This window comes from Pseudomonas sp. JL3, assembly GCF_031570575.1.
GTDB lineage: Bacteria > Pseudomonadota > Gammaproteobacteria > Pseudomonadales > Pseudomonadaceae > Aquipseudomonas > Aquipseudomonas cucumis.
The window spans coordinates 556681-574765 of sequence record NZ_JAKWJK010000003.1 but is presented as its reverse complement, the minus strand read 5'-3'; the positions used below and the strand labels follow the sequence as shown (position 1 = coordinate 574765).

The 18085-nt window shown below is 58.2% G+C and carries 16 protein-coding genes and 1 pseudogene; 7 read left to right on the top strand and 10 right to left on the bottom strand.

Annotated elements, in window-relative coordinates:
• Window positions 1–3 precede the first annotated feature (3 nt).
• Window positions 4–1833, bottom strand: a complete 1830-nt coding sequence (locus tag MMG91_RS09015; protein ID WP_310659373.1) for a di-heme-cytochrome C peroxidase — start codon at window positions 1831–1833, stop codon at window positions 4–6.
• Between the two features lie 269 nt (window positions 1834–2102).
• On the opposite strand from MMG91_RS09015, the gene MMG91_RS09010 reads away from it, so the two are divergent.
• The 5 genes from MMG91_RS09010 (at window position 2103) to MMG91_RS08990 (ending at window position 4796) form a co-directional block, all read left to right on the top strand.
• Window positions 2103–2816 carry an FKBP-type peptidyl-prolyl cis-trans isomerase gene (locus MMG91_RS09010; RefSeq protein ID WP_305448853.1) on the top strand — a complete coding sequence of 238 codons (714 nt, stop codon included), beginning with the start codon at window positions 2103–2105 and terminating at the stop codon, window positions 2814–2816.
• Window positions 2817–3110: 294 nt separating this feature from the next.
• Window positions 3111–3566 (top strand): YkvA family protein, encoded by a 456-nt coding sequence (locus MMG91_RS09005; RefSeq protein WP_305505436.1) that lies wholly within the window; start codon window positions 3111–3113, stop codon window positions 3564–3566.
• 115 nt (window positions 3567–3681) lie between these two features.
• Window positions 3682–4023: a helix-turn-helix domain-containing protein gene (locus tag MMG91_RS09000; RefSeq protein WP_030131674.1), complete on the top strand. Its 342-nt coding sequence runs from the start codon at window positions 3682–3684 to the stop codon at window positions 4021–4023.
• Window positions 4020–4391, top strand: coding sequence for a hypothetical protein (locus tag MMG91_RS08995; RefSeq protein WP_007898892.1), 372 nt, complete (start codon window positions 4020–4022; stop codon window positions 4389–4391). Before MMG91_RS09000 ends, MMG91_RS08995 begins: the two co-directional genes overlap by 4 nt.
• Window positions 4392–4796, top strand: a complete 405-nt coding sequence (locus tag MMG91_RS08990) for a sel1 repeat family protein (protein WP_310659372.1) — start codon at window positions 4392–4394, stop codon at window positions 4794–4796.
• Between the two features lie 252 nt (window positions 4797–5048).
• On the opposite strand, the gene MMG91_RS08985 is transcribed toward MMG91_RS08990, so the two are convergent.
• Window positions 5049–6416 (bottom strand): tetratricopeptide repeat protein, encoded by a 1368-nt coding sequence (locus tag MMG91_RS08985; RefSeq protein WP_310659371.1) that lies wholly within the window; start codon window positions 6414–6416, stop codon window positions 5049–5051.
• 562 nt (window positions 6417–6978) lie between these two features.
• Here MMG91_RS08985 and MMG91_RS08980 point away from each other — a divergent pair.
• Window positions 6979–7277, top strand: a pseudogene (locus MMG91_RS08980) (hypothetical protein); the annotation flags it as partial.
• Here the strand turns inward: MMG91_RS08980 and MMG91_RS08975 are convergent.
• Both MMG91_RS08975 and MMG91_RS08970 read right to left on the bottom strand, forming a co-directional pair.
• The gene (locus MMG91_RS08975) at window positions 7252–9036 is read right to left on the bottom strand and encodes a bifunctional diguanylate cyclase/phosphodiesterase (RefSeq protein ID WP_310659370.1); all 1785 of its coding nucleotides are present in this window, start codon (window positions 9034–9036) and stop codon (window positions 7252–7254) included. The pseudogene MMG91_RS08980 and the gene MMG91_RS08975 sit on opposite strands and share 26 nt — an antisense overlap.
• Before the next feature lie 145 nt (window positions 9037–9181).
• Complete coding sequence (locus tag MMG91_RS08970; RefSeq protein WP_310659369.1) at window positions 9182–11263, bottom strand: carboxy terminal-processing peptidase; 2082 nt, start codon at window positions 11261–11263, stop codon at window positions 9182–9184.
• A gap of 138 nt (window positions 11264–11401) precedes the next feature.
• On the opposite strand from MMG91_RS08970, the gene MMG91_RS08965 reads away from it, so the two are divergent.
• A complete protein-coding gene (locus MMG91_RS08965) occupies window positions 11402–12364 on the top strand; it encodes a zinc-binding dehydrogenase (protein ID WP_310659368.1) in 963 nt (320 codons plus the stop codon).
• A gap of 124 nt (window positions 12365–12488) precedes the next feature.
• Here MMG91_RS08965 and MMG91_RS08960 read toward each other — a convergent pair whose 3' ends face one another.
• The 6 genes from MMG91_RS08960 to MMG91_RS08935 form a co-directional block, all read right to left on the bottom strand.
• Window positions 12489–13142 (bottom strand): HAD family phosphatase, encoded by a 654-nt coding sequence (locus MMG91_RS08960; RefSeq protein WP_305425929.1) that lies wholly within the window; start codon window positions 13140–13142, stop codon window positions 12489–12491.
• Window positions 13143–13176: 34 nt separating this feature from the next.
• A complete protein-coding gene (locus MMG91_RS08955; protein ID WP_310659367.1) occupies window positions 13177–14166 on the bottom strand; it encodes an ABC transporter ATP-binding protein in 990 nt (329 codons plus the stop codon).
• Window positions 14163–14963, bottom strand: a complete 801-nt coding sequence (locus MMG91_RS08950; RefSeq protein WP_310659366.1) for an ABC transporter permease — start codon at window positions 14961–14963, stop codon at window positions 14163–14165. The genes MMG91_RS08955 and MMG91_RS08950 overlap by 4 nt, the downstream gene beginning before the upstream one ends.
• Window positions 14950–15786 (bottom strand): ABC transporter permease subunit, encoded by an 837-nt coding sequence (locus MMG91_RS08945; protein ID WP_305449763.1) that lies wholly within the window; start codon window positions 15784–15786, stop codon window positions 14950–14952. The genes MMG91_RS08950 and MMG91_RS08945 overlap by 14 nt, the downstream gene beginning before the upstream one ends.
• A gap of 5 nt (window positions 15787–15791) precedes the next feature.
• Complete coding sequence (locus tag MMG91_RS08940; RefSeq protein ID WP_305448864.1) at window positions 15792–16598, bottom strand: alkaline phosphatase family protein; 807 nt, start codon at window positions 16596–16598, stop codon at window positions 15792–15794.
• A gap of 170 nt (window positions 16599–16768) precedes the next feature.
• Window positions 16769–17833 (bottom strand): ABC transporter substrate-binding protein, encoded by a 1065-nt coding sequence (locus tag MMG91_RS08935; RefSeq protein WP_310659365.1) that lies wholly within the window; start codon window positions 17831–17833, stop codon window positions 16769–16771.
• Window positions 17834–18085: the final 252 nt, after the last annotated feature.

The following is an 18085-nucleotide window of genomic DNA, read 5'->3' as shown; positions in this document are numbered from 1 at the left end:
GGGTCAATCCTTTTGAGTGAGCTGGGTGGCCAATTGCGACTCCAAAGGGCCGCCTAACACTTTCAAGTACTCCAGCAGCGCCCAGCGTTCCTCCGGTTGCAGCAGGCGACCAATCACGCCATTGCCGCGCTCGCCAGCGCGGAATTCGTGGCCGCTGTTGTGATTGCCGGTGATGCGCGTGTCGAACTCGAATCCGTTGGGAAAGGCTTCGGTACGATAGCCCAGGTGTTTGGGATCGTATTCGAAGGTGCCTTTGTAGAAGGTGATCGGACGTTCAGCCTGGGGCGAAAGCAGTTGATAGATGCTCGGCACCGAACCGTTATGCAGAAACGGCGGCGTGGCCCAGACGCCCGCCAGTGGTCGGGCTTTGTAGCTACGCAACTCTTGAACGCCGATCGGCAGGCCGAATCCGTCCAGATTCGGACGTTCCGCGGGTGTCACATTGGCTGCGCGGTAGGCCTGGTTGCTCACGAAAGCAGTGACATAGGCTAGCCCCTTGGCCACTGACAACTGGCTCATATCCAAGGGTTCTGTGGGTTTGGGGTGCAGTTTTACGTCCAGTTGCGCCAGTTCTGCCGGATCCCACTGCAAGGCAGTGAGATCGAAGCGATGGTCGGCAATATTGTTGGCCGCGCCGGGATCTGTACCGATCACCTCCACGGGCAGCAATTTCAGATGTTGCACCGGCCTGCCTTCGCTTTGGGTGACGCGGGGTACGTGGCACCCGGCGCAGTTTTCAGCGAATAGAACGCTGCCTTTTGCGGCCAGGGGCTTGTCGATATTGCCCAACAGGGCTTCCGGCCAGGCAGGCGGTTTGAGTCGTTGCAGGGTTTCTTCGATCTGGTGCAGATCGCGCACCCGGACGCTGGACGGGTAGCGGTCGTCGCCCTTGAGCGGCTGCCCGCTGCTGTCGAAGAAATTCAGCGTGGCGCCCACACCCAAGGCTTCACCGATATTACGGGCCATCGGTTGCTGCGCCGACCCGTTCCACTGCACCCAGTCGAAGGTCCACATGTCCCACAGTTGCGGGTAGTCCACCGGAGCGTTGGCCACGCGGTAGTTGGCGGGTGAAATCGCGTCGCCGAAGCTGGCGTTGGCAATTCGCCCGAAGGCATCGGTGCGGCCGGGGCCTTCTTCGGTGGGGTAGAGGCCGCGATGGGTATCGTTCCAGGCCACTTTCAAGAAGGTATCGAGTGAGACTTTAAAATCCCGGCGTAGTTGTTGATGCCGTGCGTCGTAGTCCTGACCCAGAACGTTGCGGGCGAAACGTTCGAATTTCCAGGGGTTGTAGTAAGTCGAGGCGAGGCTGGCCACCAGTGCCTGGCCGAAGCTGCCGCCTCGCAGGGTCGGAACGCTGGATGGCAATACATGCTGGGCCGAGCCGCCGTCGATGCGTACGGCTTGGCCATTGAAGCGTAATTCGCCGGTGTGGCAGGCGGCGCAGGTGATGTCCAGAAACTCGTCCTGGCTGCCGGGGTTTTGATGACGGGCAAAACCGACGGGCAGGTTACCAGGGTTGCTCGGCGTGGCTTTCTGGCTCGGGTCGATCAGAAAACCAAAGCGTGCGAGGTATTCGGGAGCGGCGAATCGTTTTTGCGAGAAGGGCAATTCCAGGGCGTTGAACCAGTCATAACGCAAGCCTTTGACCTGGGTACCTTGAGGTGTGAAGTAGTAAGCCTGGCGGTCGGCGGCGCTCCATTGCTCCAGGTAATTCACCTGTTGCGCCGGTGACCAAACCGGCAATTTCGGGTTGGCGACGTAATACAGCACTACGGCGAGGCCTAGCCCCAGCAGTACTGCGATCAGAATCAGCAAACGGAATATGAGGCGCACGATAAACATCCTTGTCAATTTGTAGCTCTCTTATGCCTCAGCTGGCGAAGTGCGGCAAGAGGCCATTACGCCAGAGGCTGTGGGAACCGGCCCTTGAGTCTATAAGAGCCAAATGACAGAAGCTTCATCCTTCTATAGCCGAAATGCGTTTAAACCCCTGAACTTATCAGACGTTTCCTGCTCTCATGCCGGTAGCCATTGGTCGTGGCGGCCTGATAAGCTCGCGGCTTTACTCGATTGCCCTTTAGGCGCATGAACAAGGAAATAGCATGAAACAGCATCGGTTGGCGGCGGCGGTGGCCCTGGTTGGCCTGGTACTTGCGGGTTGTGATTCGCAGACCAGCGTAGAGCTGAAAACCCCGGCGCAAAAAGCTTCCTACGGTATCGGCCTGAACATGGGCAAAAGCCTGGCTCAGGAAGGCATGGATGATCTGGATTCCAAAGCGGTAGCCCAGGGCATCGAAGATGCCGTCGGCAAGAAAGAACAGAAGCTGAAAGATGAAGAGTTGGTCGAAGCCTTCGCTGCACTGCAAAAGCGTGCTGAAGAGCGTCTGACCAAGATGAGCGAAGAGGCGGCAGCCGCCGGCAAGAAATTCCTCGAAGAAAACGGCAAGAAAGCGGGTGTCACCACCACGGCTTCCGGCCTGCAATACGAAGTGGTCAAGAAGGCCGACGGTGCTCAGCCTAAGCCGACCGACGTAGTGACTGTTCACTACACCGGTAAGCTGACCAACGGCACCGTTTTCGACAGTTCCGTCGAGCGCGGCAGCCCGATCGATCTGCCGGTCAGCGGTGTGATTCCGGGTTGGGTCGAAGGTCTGCAACTGATGCACGTTGGCGAGAAGTACAAACTGTACATCCCTAGCGAACTGGCTTACGGCGCCCAAAGCCCAAGCCCTGCGATTCCAGCCAACTCGGTGCTGGTATTCGACCTGGAGCTGCTGGGGATCAAGGATCCAGCGAAACAAGACGCTGCCCAGTAATACGCGTCTGCTCTGAAAACAACGCCTCGCTTATGCGGGGCGTTGTTGTATCTGCGTTAAGCGAAGGTAAACAAACCGAACAGATGCGGGTACGCTGGAGTCATAGCCATTGAGGGCGCCTGAGGTAGACGGGCTGGAGCGCCAAGTCAATGAAATCTTGGGTTTTTTTATGTGAGTAAAAAACGCCCGATCTGAGTCAGGCCCTTATGAAACGGGGCTTTCAGCGATGAAATGCAGCTCTGTTCACAAGGTTATCCACAATTTGTGTGGATAACATTTCAGCGGGAGGAAAAGATGAAAATGCCCTGGAATTTCGCCCGTTTCCTGCCACTGGCCGGGCGCCTGCTCGCCCGTGGCCGTTTGCCTACCTTGCTGTTTGCGGTTGCCAGCAAAAGTGCCAGCCAGGGTAATCGTCTGGGCAAGCTCAAAGACGATCTGCGGCTGTTGCAGGCACTCTGCCTGGCCTACTGGCGTGGCGAATACCGGGCCATCAGCCCGAAAGCATTGGTCTCGGTGGTGGCCGGCCTGATGTATTTCCTGAGCCCGGTCGATGCCATCCCGGATTTCATCCCGGTATTTGGCATGCTCGACGACATTGCCGTGCTGGCCTGGTTGATGAAAGTCCTCGATGACGAGCTCAACGCCTTCCGCGCCTGGCGCGAGCGCCAGCTGCCGGAGAAGCTCGCGGTAGTCGAACGCTTGCCTGATACCCCCGAACAATTACAGCTGCAGGGCCCGAAAAAAAACTGAGCCAATTCAGAATCGTCCATATATTCATACCCCCCCGCGACCTTGGCCGCTGTTAGGATTACACTTCTAAGGAAAAGCGCCGACTCGCTAAGTGTCGTTGTCCTACGGGGTAGTCATGGATATTCAGATAATTACACGCGAAGGCGAGCCCGAATATGCGGTTCTGCCATGGGCTCAGTATCAGGCTCTACTGAAAGCAGCAGGCATCAAGCAACAACCACCGCGTGACGCCACAGTGCCTCCCGCGGCGGCACCAGACCAGATTCTTCCGGGTCTGGATCAACTACGCAATTTGCGCGAAGGGAAGGGCATCGCCATTGAGGCGCTGGCCCGCACGGTAGGCATCAGCCCGTCATATCTCGCCTTGATCGAAAGCGGTGAGCGTCAACCCGACGCTGCTATTCGCCGCAGCCTCGCCTGGGAATTGACGGTGCCAGGATGGAGGGATGAATCGTGAGCGTACGCATCAGTCGTCAACATTGGGATGGATTGCTGGGGGAGCTGGATCAGGCGCGTCGTCAGCGCCATCTTTTGACTTATCGGGCGTTGCTGGAGCGTTTGCAGCTACCCACGCCGGCCATGCAAACCTTGACCGCAGCCCTTGAGCACCTGGCCGCGCTGGATGCCAGAGCCGAGCAGCCGTTGCGCAGCTCGTTGGTGATCAGCCAAGGCGCCAGCCGCTTGCCGCGCACTGGTTTCTTCGAATGTGTCGAGCGCCTCGGGCGCTTCTCCGGACCGTCCGATGGCGTGGCTGCCGCGTCCTGGCATGCCTCGGAAGTGGTGCGGGTGTTCGAATACGAGTACCCCGAGTCGGCGGAAGCCTGAGTGTTTCTGCGACTCAAGGCGCGGGCCGGTTACTGGCTGGCCCGCCGGTTGTTCCACTGGTCGTGGTTTGTGCGCCAGCCGCGCGGCTGGCGCTGGCTCGAGGGCCAGTACGCGCGCATGGCGAACCTGGGGGACGTCAGCGCCCAGAGTTTCTACGGCCACATCCTGACCTTTCGCGGCGTCGGTCTTGGGGCACGCGAGGAAGGCGTGCGATTACTGCGCCTGGCCGCGTTGGCGGGGGATGGCAAGGCGGCGTATCAGGTTGGCGTGATCAGCCTGGCGGGGACGCCGAGCAAGGCGCCGGATCCGGTGGAAGCGGCGCGGTTTTGGCGTATTGCTTTGAAGGCCGGGCATCCGTTGGCTGAGATCAAGTTGAAAGGGTTGGCGAGTGGCGATGCTGAGTAGTGATTCGATGTCCTTCGATGAGCAGGCGTTGTGTGGGGGGCCTACCGATGGTCAATTATAAATTCTATGATGAGCTGTCTTCGGTCAATAGCAGCCGTTGGTATTAGGACGGTATTTAGGCTGAAAAATCTCCAGGAAAGCCGGGGCGATTCAACATCGTGGGTTGGTACAAGCCAAATTTCATCCGCCGACTGACCGCTTTTGGCCGATAGTTGCCTGTCAGAAAGGGCCGAAATCGACCCATTGCGGTCATCAGTAAGCGTCGTCCTGTAGTAGACGGTATCCCGCAGGCAGCGACTGTAATTGACCAGCGCGCATTTTCCAGGCGCGGTTGATCGGGCTCTCAGGCTTCAATGCAAGGCGCTCGGCAACCAGTGCCTCGGCAAGTGTGCGGTTGCCAAGATGAATAGCGGCTTCGGTCAGCGTCCATGAGAAGACATCACGCTGCGCGTGACTACCGCCGAAGCGGTTGGCTTTGGCTCGTAGCGGCATCAACGACGCTATAGCCTGGGCATAATCCCCACGACCAAACGCCACCAACCCTTCGCACGCCGGCACACCAATCTCTCTACTCATCATGGCGTTGGTACCAGTGCCAGCAGCGGCCCGCTTCAGAGTATCCAGTTGCTGAGTTTGTGCACGGCTGTTTCCAGAACCCACGAATGACATCATCGCGTTCACGTCGTTAAAGGCGTAGAAGCCGTCTTCACAACGGGACTCCCATCTTTCGGCCAGTCCTTTCCACCGATCTCCAACGTCATGACCGAGCAGAGAGAGTCTCCAGAGCAGCGCTGATCCATCAAGTAGCTCAAGCGCTTGACCAAATCCACCCGCTGAAATGTCCTCATCAAAGAGACGAAGCGCGCCAGCCACGTCATTAGCCTCAAGGAGGAATAGCGCTTGGTGCCACCACAAATGGAAGGCAAACATGCTATTGGGAGCCCAGGCATTGGCGCTGGATGAAAGGTACTTGGCCCCCTCTTCGCTACGGCCCTGCATTTCCATGACATGGGTGACGGCATGCACTGCCCAACCATCCTGCGGGTTCAAGGCAACAGCCTCGCGCCCCTGCTCTTCGGCCTGCCGATAATCCCCTGCCTCTTCCAGGCCAAAGGCATACATCCCTTTCACAAAGCCAAAGCCAGGAATCTGGTTATCCCAGCGCGGCATCACACGAGCCACGCGATCACGTAGCATGTGCGAGTAACCTAGATAGAAGTCGCCCAAATGGGCGAATTGCAATGCCAGCAGATCGCGGGGGTGCTCCATCGAAACACGCCCCCAGGTTTCGATTGCCCGCTCCCAGTCGCCGTCGAACCAAGCGCGTACGGCATGGATATGCTGCCGCTCGCGATCATTCGCTTTCGGTGCCAACCGCTCTGCCGCGTCCAAACTTTTGAACAGCTCTGAGTCAAATGCTTTGTCGGTCGCAGTCGCAATCGCGCCAGCACGAAAGGCGTAGGCCAGCGCAAAATCCGGGTGCTCCGCGATAATTTTGTCAGCCGCAGCCAGAGGATCGGCCTGGTAGGCATGCAGCAAGTCGCAAGCTCTATCCAGAGCATCGATTGTCTCCTGCGAGCCATAGGAAACAGGATTGCCACGCTTGTCGTGTTTGCTCATGGTTTCCTCCTGACCACGCCCTAAGGGCTTAAATGATCGAGATATGAAGGTCGCTCTCGATTGTCTCCCCCGAATTTGGCTCAGAGACACTTTTCCGACGAAACGTGAATGGCTGCTTCTGGCCGATTTCTGCCTGTCGCTACCGGCAGCTATAGGTCGAAACGGGCCAATCCACGGTGGAGAAATCAAGCCAGGCTTCAGCGAAGCCTTCCGCCACGTTTGCATTTTTTGAGCGTAATTTCTGGGCAAGGTCTTCGGAAGTTTCCTTCAAGTTGTGGCGGTTTTCGTGAACTGGTGCGCAGTGAGTTCAATCGAGGCTTTAGTGGTCACTGAATATCAGTGAGGGGGTGTAGGAACCCTTTAAGCATCGGTATGCGTTAGCAATCGAAGTCAGATTTGCGGCCGTCTATGTGCGTCCGTAATATTTGTCGCGGCGGCTATGCGCGGGCACGCTTCGGCGTGGTCGAGTTTCCGATGCTCGGTATTCCTACCCCGCGTATAGCTGCCACCCAAGCCTGTAGGAAGGCTTTTGGCAGCTCCCATTTTCATCGGAAGGTCTCAAATGCCAACACTTCATCCTGATCCACCCTACGAAAAACCAATACCCCACCCCAAAAACCGCTTTATGGCGTTGACCAGCAACTGCACCGATATGCCCACCCTGTTTGTCGAGCGCCGCTGGATATTCTGACTGAAGCCGCCAGCTATCGAATTCGCGCCGTCACCCAAGTGCTTGAGAACCTGTCCATGCGCGGCTCGGTCGAGTGCGATTCGATAATTCTCAGCGATTTTGCCTTGCTCTGTGCCATTCCTCTGCGCGATGGCGTCCGATCAACTACCGCTGTCCTACGAGCAATTCGCTACTTGGCACCGCGAGACTATCAATCACATGCACGCTATACCCCGGCACATTCTTCGCGTGATGCTTGGCCTGCGAAGCCATTTCCGCCAACTGGCTCGCATCGAGTTGTCCACAAACCTGTGGATGCAAATGCACCACGCCGATGGACAGGGACAGCAGCGGAAACTCCTGTCTCACTCCCTGGCGATTGGGGGCGATGAAGCAGCCGGCTTCCAGGTGTTCGCTGCGGTAGAAGCGTCGGCATTGGCTGTGGAAGTCGTCCAGCAGTTGGTTCAGGCGTTTGCGCCACTCTTCCGGGCCGAGCACCAGCAGGAAGTCGTCGCCGCCGATATGGCCGACGAAGTCGCGGGATGGGTCGACGCGGTCGTTCAGGCATTGCGCCAAACACAGTAGGACTTCATCCCCGCGACCGTAGCCGTAGATGTCGTTGAAGGGTTTGAAGCTGTCGATGTCCACGTAGCAGATCACCGATTCCCGTTCCTGTTGCAGCAGCCGTGTCAGGCATTGCTGGATCGGCACGTTGCCCGGTAGCAGGGTCAGCGGGTTGGCGTAGCGGGCTTGCTGGATTTTCAGTTCGGTAATCAGTTTGAGCACGTCGATCACTCGGCCCAAGCCCAGATAGCCGCCGTTGAGGGTGATGATGAAGTCTTCTTCGATGCGTTGGCGGGCGCGGCTGGTGATCAGGCGGCTGACCTGTTGCAGCGATTGGCTCAGTTCCACGGCGAGGAAGTCGTCGCTCATCAAGCGGCTGATGGGTTTGCGGGCGAACAGGTCGGTGGCAAAGGGCTTGAGCAGTGCGTCCGAGAGCGAATGACGATGGACGATGCCGCACGGCTGGCCCTGCTTGTCGAGCACCGCCAGGGAGTTCAGGTTGGCCTGGCGGCGAAAGGCTTCCAGTACGGTGGCGGTCGGGGTGTCGCTGGTCACCGCCGGTTGATCGTTGAGCAGGGCGCCGAGGTCACTGGCTTCCTCGTTCAGCAACGCTGCGGTGGTGTTGGGTTTGGGCATCAAGGTTCGGGTATCGCGGGGCGGATGCTCCTGGGGCCGACAGAGCAGATAGCCTTGCACAAGATCGACGCCCATTTCGGTCAACACGGCGAGTTCTTCTGGCAATTCGATGCCTTCGGCGATCACTTTTGCCCGTGAAGCCTTGGCGATCTGCAGGATCGAGCCGACGAATTCACGCTTGAGCGCGTCCTGATGAATGCCGTCGATAAAGTGCCGATCGATCTTGACGTAATCGGGGCGCAATTCAGACCAGAGCCGCAAGCTCGAATAACCCGCACCCAGATCATCCAGTGCAATGGAAAAACCCATTGCCCGATAGTGATGCAGGGCGGTTTGCAGCAACTGGAAATCGTCGGTCGGGGTCTGTTCGGTGAGTTCGATCACCACTTGGCTCGGTGGTATGCCGAAATCCTGCAGCAGTTGCAAAGTGCGTCCGGGTTGGTGGGCGGCTTCGAGCAGGGATTCCGGGGATACGTTGAGGAAGAGTTTGCCGGGCAGTTGCTGTTCATTGAAACGTCGGCAAGCACTTTGGCGGCAAGCGATTTCCAGTTCGCTGAGGCGACCGGCCTGGCGAGCGACCGCGAACAGGGCGATGGGGGAGTGCAGCGGACTGTTGGAGGGGCCACGGCTGAGGGCTTCGTAGCCGATGATGCTTCGTTCAGAGAGGGAAATGATCGGCTGGAACAGGCTGTGCAAACCGCTTTGAGTCAGTATTGAACTCAAGGCACTCAGCTGTTCGGTCGTGGTCATGGCGTTCTCTGGCGATAAAAAAAGGACTGGGCGTGGTCTCGTTAAAGAGCACGCCCAGTCCTGTATTTCACGACAGAATGATGACTATTTGATGACGCTCCGGGGAGCGTCAGCATTAAATTGCCATCATCTTGATGGTAACAACTTAGTGCTTGGCAACCGCCGTGTTGAGTTTCAAGTAATCCAGCAAAATCCGCCCTGTCTCGCTCAGATAAGCATCGTCTTCTGGCTTGGTCTTGTCCTGCTCGGCCGCGATGGCATCTTCGTCTTCTTTCTTCAGCTCTTTGAGCGGCTCTTCGCCTTTGGCCTTGCGACGGATGTTTTCCATGGCCAGTTGCTTGGCTTCGATATCGGCGTGTTGTGCACGACGGTCGGCTTCATTGAGGCTGACGGTTTTTTCGCTCATCAACTTCTGCGCCAGGGCCAGTTTGTCGCGGATGAACACGAACTCCGCGTCTTTGGCCGTGCGCACGTCATGCTCGGACTTGAGCTGCGTGATGTACGGTTTGAACGGGTCAAGCGCAGGCTTGATGGCCGCACGAATGGTGTCCCATGGCATGGCTTCCGGCAGGGCGCTTTCGCCGATTTCCTTAGTGTCGATGATCGACGGGTAATCGATGTCCGGCAGCACGCCCTGATGCTGGGTGCTCTGGCCGGAAACCCGGTAGAACTTGGCCAGGGTCAGTTTCAGTTCGCCATGGTTCAGCGGCTGAATGGTCTGCACGGTGCCTTTACCGAAGGTCTGGCCGCCTATGATCAGTGCGCGATGGTAGTCCTGCATGGCGCCGGCGAAAATCTCCGAAGCCGAGGCGGACAAACGGTTGACCAGCAACGCCAACGGGCCTTTGTAGAATGCGCCCGGGTTTTCATCTTCCAGTACATCGACCCGGCCATCGGCGTTACGCACCAGTACGGTCGGACCTTTGTCGATAAACAGACTGGTCAGCTCGGTGGCTTCCTGCAGGGAACCGCCGCCGTTGTTGCGCAGGTCGATGACCACGCCGTCGACCTTGTCTTTTTGTAGCTCGGTCAGCAGCTTCTTGACGTCGCGGGTGGTGCTCTTGTAGTCCGGATCGCCGGCACGGAAAGCTTTGAAGTCCAGGTAGAAGGCCGGGATCTCGATGATGCCGAGCTTGTAGTCCTTGCCATCCTGCTTGAGGTTGAGGACCGACTTCTTCACCGCCTGGTCTTCAAGCTTCACCGCTTCGCGGGTGATCGGCACGATCTTGGTGGTCTGGTCGTTCGGTGCATTGCTGGCCGGAATCACTTCCAGGCGCACCACGGTGCCTTTCGGACCACGAATCAGCTTGACCACTTCGTCCAGGCGCCAGCCGACTACGTCGACCATTTCTTTGTTGCCCTGGGCCACGCCGATGATCTTGTCGGCCGGTGCAACCTGCTTGGTCTTGTCGGCCGGACCGGCAGGCACCAGACGAACGACTTTCACTTGATCGTTATCGCTCTGCAACACGGCGCCGATGCCCTCCAGGGACAGGCTCATGTTGATGTCGAAGTTTTCCGCGTTATCCGGCGACAGATAGTTGGTGTGCGGGTCGTAGGACATGGCGAAGGTGTTGATGTACGCCTGGAAGATGTCTTCCGCACGGGTCTGGTCCAGACGCGCCAGCTGATTCTTGTAACGCTTGGTCAGGGTTTCCTGAATCTGCTTGGACTCTTTGCCGGAGATCTTCATCCGCAGCACTTCGTCCTTGACGCGTTTGCGCCACAGGTCGTCCAGTTCTGCGTTGGTCTTGAGCCAAGGGGCATCCTTGCGATCGACCAGCAAGGTTTCCTTGGCGGTGAAGTCGATCTTGTCGACACCTTTGTTCAGCTCGGCAAGGGCAAAGTCCAGACGCGACTTGACGCGGTCCAGGTAGCGCTTGTAGATGGTGAACCCGGCGTTCAGGTCGCCGCTTTTGAGGAAGTCGTCAAACTGGGTTTTCCATTTGTCGAATTCGGCAATATCGCTGGCCATGAAGTAGCTGCGCGATGGATCCAGCAGCTTGATATAGCTGTCGTAGATGATCACGGAGCGTGCATCGTCGAGCGGTGGCTTGCTGTAATGGTGACGCTTGAGCAATTCGACGACGTTCAGACTGGCGATTACTTCGTCACGATCGGGCTGAAGCTTGTCCCAGCTGTTGGCTGCGAACGAATTGCTCGACATCGGCAAAAGACCGAGACCAAGGACAAGAGCGAGGGCGGTGCTGGGGAGCAGATGCTTCATGCTGATTCGACGCGGGGACAATTGATAACGCATATTAGGCCGTCTTTGAAGTCGCCGGATCCACAAGGACCGGTCGCATAATGCAAAAAGCCCGGCGCTACAGCTTCGGGCTCAGTCCAGACTCACTATGGAGGCACTGTGAAAGCATTGCAAGGCGTTGAGGGGCGAGTGGAGTGGGTTGAAGAGCCGAGTCCTACGTGCGATGTAGGACAAGTTCGCATCCGTGTGGCGGCAGCAGGACTCAATCGCGCCGATTTGTTACAGAAAGCAGGACTTTACCCGCCACCGCCGGGAGCCAGTCAAGTACTGGGTCTTGAGTGTTCGGGGGTGATCAGCGAGGTCGGCCCGGGCTCTTCCTGGCAGGTCGGTGATCGGGTTTGCGCCTTGCTGGCCGGGGGTGGGATGGCCGAGGAGGTAGTTGTCGACGGACGGCATGTGTTGCCGGTTCCCGAAGGTTTGTCCCTGGCCGAGGCGGCAGGGTTGCCGGAAGTGTATGCGACCGTTTGGCTGAATTTGTTTCAGCTGGCTGCGCTCAAACCGGGTGAGAAAGTTCTTCTGCACGCCGGGGCCAGTGGAATCGGTTCAGCTGCCATTCAGCTATGCAAGGCGTTTGGTAATCCGTGCTGGGTCAGCGTCGGTTCTGCCGAGCGTCTGGCCTACTGTGAAGCGTTGGGCGCGCAGGGTGGAGTGGTGCGCAACGACGATCTGGAAAGCTTGAACGATCTCGGGCCGTTCGACGTGATTCTCGACCCGGTGGGTGGCAATTACGCGGCGTTGAACCTCAAGCTGCTGGCTCGCGATGGGCGGTGGGTGCTGATCGGCTTGATGGGCGGTCGTGAGGCGCAGCTGGATCTGGCGCAGGTATTGGCCAAGCGTGTGCAACTGCTGGGTTCAACCTTGCGTAGTCGAGACGAGCAGTTCAAGGCCGATTTGTTCAGTGATCTCGGCCAGCATGTCTGGCCGCTGTTTGCCGAAGGGCGTTTGAGCCCGCAACTGGCCAGGACATTTGCGATCAAGGATGCCGAAGCCGCGTTTGCGGAACTGGCAACCAATAAGGTGTCCGGCAAACTGGTATTGGTGATCGACGAAAGCCTGGTTTAGGGATGATCGTTCCCACGCTCTGCGTGGGAATGCCTCAATGGACGCTCTGCGTCCGCTTCTGGGACGCGGAGCGTCCCGGGCTGCATTCCCACGCGGAGCGTGGGAACGATCAGTGGGGGCGGGGTTACTTCCAGATATGAATTGGCCAGCCGGCCTTTTCGGCGTGTTCGAGCAGCACCGGATCCGGGTTCACCACATGGGGGAAATCCACCTTCAGCAACAGCGGCAAATCGTTGCGTGAATCCGAGTAGAAACTCGCGCCTTCAAGATTTTCCTCTTCGGCATCCAGCCATTCCAGCAATCGGGTGATCTTGCCTTCGCGGTAGGTCAGGGTGCCAACCGTGTTGCCGCTGTAGACCCCGTGTGCCACTTCCAGCTCAATGGCGAGAATCTCGTCGATGCCCAGACGGTCAGCAATCGGCTTGACCAAATGCGTGCCCGAGGCCGAGATCACCAGAATCCGGTCGCCGGCCTTGCGGTGGGCGGCGATGGCTTTGGTGGCGTCGCTGAAGATGATCGGCTCGATGAAATCTTCCACCCAGGGCGCCACCAAATGCTCGAGTTCTTCCGGGGTACGACCGATCATCGGCTCGAGGCTGAAGGCCATGTAGTCTTCCATGGCCAGGTGGCCCCTGCCGTACGCATCCATTAATTCCTTGTCGCGACGCAGGAAGGATTCGCCATCGACCCAGCCGAGGCGGGCCATCTGCTCGCTCCACAGCGAGGCGCAGTCGCCGTGGATCAGGGTTTCGTCCAGATCAAAAATTGCCAGGGCCATCAGTGCAGTTCTCTCTTCAACATCAGCAAGGCCATCAGGCTACCTCACACAGGGCTGTCGGATCGATGGAAAGCGCCAGGCGCTGACCATCGGGATGCAGGTCGGCCGCCGAGCGGTTCAGTACATCCACCACCAATTCCACGCCCCGGGCCTCGACCCGGTAGCGAATCACGTTGCCCAACAGGCTGTGGCTGCGAACCTGCGCGTCGAGTTCGCCGTTGAGGCTCAGTTCAATGGCTTCCGGGCGAATGGCGAGGCGATGGGTGATCGGTCGCTGCAATAGTTTCGACGCGCTGTCGGCGTCCAGCAGGTTGTAGTTGCCAATGAAGCCTGCGGCAAAAACATCGACTGGCGCGGTGTAAAGGGTTTCGGCATCGCCGCTCTGTACGATCTTTCCCTCATTCATCAGGAATATTCGGTCAGACATGGTCAGGGCTTCTTCCTGATCGTGAGTGACGAAGATCGTGGTCAGGCCCAGTTCGCGCTGGATCTGTCGGATCTGTTCGCGCAGGTGCTTGCGAATTCGCGCATCCAATGCCGACAGCGGCTCATCCAGCAACAACAACCGAGGCCGGGTCACCAGCGAGCGAGCGAGGGCGACACGCTGGCACTGGCCACCGGACAGTTGATGCGGGTAACGGGCGGCGAAGTCTTTGAGCTCTACCAGTGCCAGCACTTCGGCGACGCGCTTGTGGCTGTCGTCGGCGTTGACCTTCTGCATGCGTAAACCAAAGGCGACGTTCTGCTCCACGGTCATGTTCGGGAACAGCGCATAACTCTGGAACACCATGCCGATCCCGCGTTTTTGCGGGCTCAGTGGAACGAGGTCCTGATCCTCCAGCAGAATCTTGCCGCCGTCCACCGAGGTCAGGCCGGCGATGCAACGCAGCAGGGTGGACTTGCCGCAACCGGATGGGCCGAGAAGGGTGACAAATTCACCTTTCTTGATTTCGCAGTTGATGTCGGTAAATACAGGTGTGCCCGCGTAGCTTTTTTGAAGATGTTGGACGCTGACATAGCTCATTCGCTTTTGTCCTTGTTCAAGATATTGGCCGCCCAGGTCAGAACCAGCACAAAGAAGAAGTAGGAGATCACCACCGCGCTGGTGAAGTGGCCGCTGCTGTTGCGCATGTTGTTGAGGTAGACCTGCAGGGTTTCATAGCGGGTGCCGACGAGGATGTTGGCGAACACGAACTCGCCGAACAGGAACGAGAACGACAGCAGCAACGCCACCATCAGACCCTTGCGCAGGTTTGGCAGCACCACCAGGAATGCAGCTTGCCAAGTGCTGGCACCGAGCAGTTGTGCGGCATCCATCAGGTCGCGCAGGTTGATGGCTTGCAGGTTGTTGGTGATCGCCCGGTACATGAACGGCAGCGCCACGGTGAAGTAGCAACCGATCAGAATCCACGGCGTCCCGACCATCGCGAACGGCCCGGAACCGTAGAGCTGCAACAGCCCCACCGACGACACCACCGGCGGCACCGCGAAGGGCAGCAGGATCAGGATATTCATCAACGCGTCGAGTTTCGGGAAGTGGTAATGCACCACGAACAACAGCGGCAGAATCAGCACCACCGACAGAATCAGCGAGCCGACACAGACCAGCAGTGACTGGCCGAACGCGTTGAGAAAGCGCGGATCGCTCCACAGCTGGATGTACCACTTGAAGGTAAAACCGCTGGGCATGATCGTCGCGGACCAACTACTGGAGATCGAGTAAATCAGTGTTCCGAGCAGCGGCAACAGCAGAATGGCAAACAGCAAATACACCACGACGCGGTGATAGACACCGACGGGGCCCAGTTCAGCGCGAGACATGGTAGCTCCTCTTCAACAGCAACTGATGCACGATGGTCACAACGGTCATCAACGCAACCAGCACCACAGCCAGGGCACTGGCCAGGTTCGGGTCGAGGGAAATGTCGCCGGAGACCATCGCCGCAATGCGGATCGGCAACACGTTGAAGTTGCCGGTGGTCAGGGCGTAGACCGTGGCATACGCGCCGAGGGCGTTGGCCAACAGGATGACGAATGTGCCCAGCAGCGCCGGGGTCAATACCGGCAAACCGATGTGCCGCCAAAATTGCCAGCCGTTGGCGCCGAGCAATTCGGCGGACTCACGCCAGTCTTCGCGCAAGGCGTCGAAAGCCGGGTAGAGCAGCAGCACGCCCAGGGGAATCTGGAAGTAGGTGTAGAGAATGATCAGCCCGGTTTTCGAGTACAGGTTGAAGTCCTGAATGATCCCGGCCTGTTTGAGCATGATGGTGAAGGTGCCGTTGAACCCCAGCAAAATGATGAACGCAAAGGCCAGGGGCACGCCGGCGAAGTTGCTGGTCATGTTGGCGAAGGCGTTGACGAAGTTGCGCAGTTTCGAATCGACCCGACGCAAGGAGTAGGCGCCGAGTACGGCGATGATGATGCCGAACACGCTGGACCAGAAACTGATCTCGAGGCTGTGCTGGATCGCCTGCAAATAGAATTTCGAATTGAAGATTTTGCTGAAGTTGGCCAGGCCCCAGCCAAACTCTTCCGATTGCAGGCTGTTGATCATCACCCAAAGCAGCGGGGCGATCTGGAACACGAAGAAGAAAATCGCGAAGGGCACCAGGCACAGAACGGCCAGCCATTTACCGCGGGTCATGGCGTTCACTTGAACAGCTCCCGGCACACAGGTTTGTCGTGGGGCACGCCCAGCAGTTCGCAGACGGTGCCGCAGATGTCGGTCTGTTTCGGTGCGGCGTTCTGGTTGAAGCTGAAGGCATCGCCGAGGACGAACAGCGGCACTTCGCGTTCTTCGGGCAGCAGGCCGTTGTGCGAGCGGTCGTTGTTCATGCCGTGGTCGGCTGTCACCAACACCTGATACCCGGCATCGAGCCAGCCTTGCAGGTAATCGGCGAGGATGATGTCGGCTGAGCGAGCGCTGTTGCGGTATTGCGGGGTGTCGAGGCCGTGCTTGTGCCCGGCGTCGTCGATGTTCATGGGGTGGACCAATAAAAAATTCGGCGCATGGCGCAGACGCAGGTTTTCCGCGTCGGCGAACAGGTGCGAGTCGGGGTAGTGGTCGTTCCAGTAGAAGTGACCCTGCTGGATCGGCAGTTTGGGGTCGTCGGTGTGACGATCCCGGGCGGCCACGAACGGCGAACGGTTATATAACTCGCTGACCCAGTGATAGGCCGCGGCGGCGGTTTTAAGGCCCGCATCGGTGGCGTAATGGTAGATGCTGCGCTGGTTGGACAGGCGCGAGACATTGTTGTGAACGATGCCGCTGTCGATCGGCGTAACGCCGGTCAGGATGCATTCATAAAGCGGTCGGGACAGGGCCGGCAGTTCGCACTCCAGTTTGTAGAGTGCCGCGCGTCCTGCGCCAACGTAAGCCTGCAGATGCCCCATGGCGTGGCGCGCGACTTCGTAATTGAGGCCGTCGAGCACGACAAGGATAACGTTGTGCTTCATAGGGCTGGGACTCCGCAAAACAGTGAATATCGTCAAACCTGTAGGAGCGAAGCTTGCTCGCGAAGGCGGACTGTCAGCCAACATCAATGTTGAATGTCAGTCCCTATTCGCGGGCAAGTCTCGCTCCTACAATGGATCTCCATCAGATCCCCGAATGGGGATCTACCGCCTTACGGCATATTGATAATGACTTCTTCCTGCCACTTCTGCGGCAGGGACTTGGAGGTCTTTTCCCATGCATCGGCGTCTTTGATCGGCGTGACCTTTTTGTACTGCTCGTTAGGCAGCAGTTTGGCCTTGACCTCTTCCGGCAGCTTCAGATGCTCGGCGCGGATTGGACGGGCGTTGCCTTTCGCCAGGTTGATTTGGCCGGCATCGCTGAAGATGTATTCACGGGTCAGCTTGGCGGCGTTCGGGTTCTTCGCGTATTTGTTGATGATGGTGGTGTAACCGGAAATCACCGAGCCGTCGGACGGAATCAGCACGACGTAGTCATCCGGATTCGCCATCTTGGCTTTGTAGCTCAAGCCGTTGAAGTCCCAGACCACGCCGACTTCGATTTCACCCTTTTCCATGGTGGCGATCGTCGGGTTGGCCATGGACAGGCGGCCTTGCTTGGCGATGTCAGCGAACAGCAACAGGGCTGGCTGAATGTTTTTCTCGTCACCACCGTTGGCGAGGGCGGCGGCCAGTACACCGTTGGCAGCCTGGGCCGCGGTGCTGACGTCACCGATAGAGACTTTGTACTTGCCAGTCTTGAGGTCGGCCCATTTGGTCGGTACTTCAGAACCGTGCAGCAGTTTTTTGTTGACGATAAACGCGATGGTGCCGGTGTAGGCCAGCGCCCAGTTACCGTCCTTGTCCTTGGCCCAATCCGGAATCTGTTCCCAGGTCGTTGGTTTATAAGGTTGCACCACGCCCTGCTTGACCGCGATCGGGCCGAAGGCGGCACCGACGTCGCCGATGTCGGCGCTGGCGTTGTCTTTTTCGGCGGCAAACTTGGCGATTTCCTGGGCCGAGCTCATGTCGGTGTCGATGTGTTTCAGGCCATATTTCTTGGCCAGGTCTTCCCAGGTGCCTTTCCAGTTGGCCCAGTCATCGGGCATGCCGACGCTGTTGACTGCGCCTTCCGCTCTCGCAGCGGCTTCCAGGGTTTTCAGATCATCCGCCGCCATGGCGGAGGTGCACAGGGCAATGGTCGAGCCTAACAGTGATGCCAGGAAAAACTGTTTCATCCGAAGCTCCTTTGGGCGTTTTCAACGCTGCGATTGCGGTTGTGTTGGTCTAGGTCAGCAATACCTGAGCCAATTTAGGCGTCCTCGATGACATTTTGATGTCGACGATCGGTAGGCCTGAATTTTCTGCGCTCCGATACGCGGGGTGCGAGATAAGCGTAGACCATGGCTAAAGGGCTGATATGAAAGGGACTTGGCCATAAAATTGCAGGTGTCTGGCGCAACCGTTCGGCGGCTTTGTCATCTGTCAGT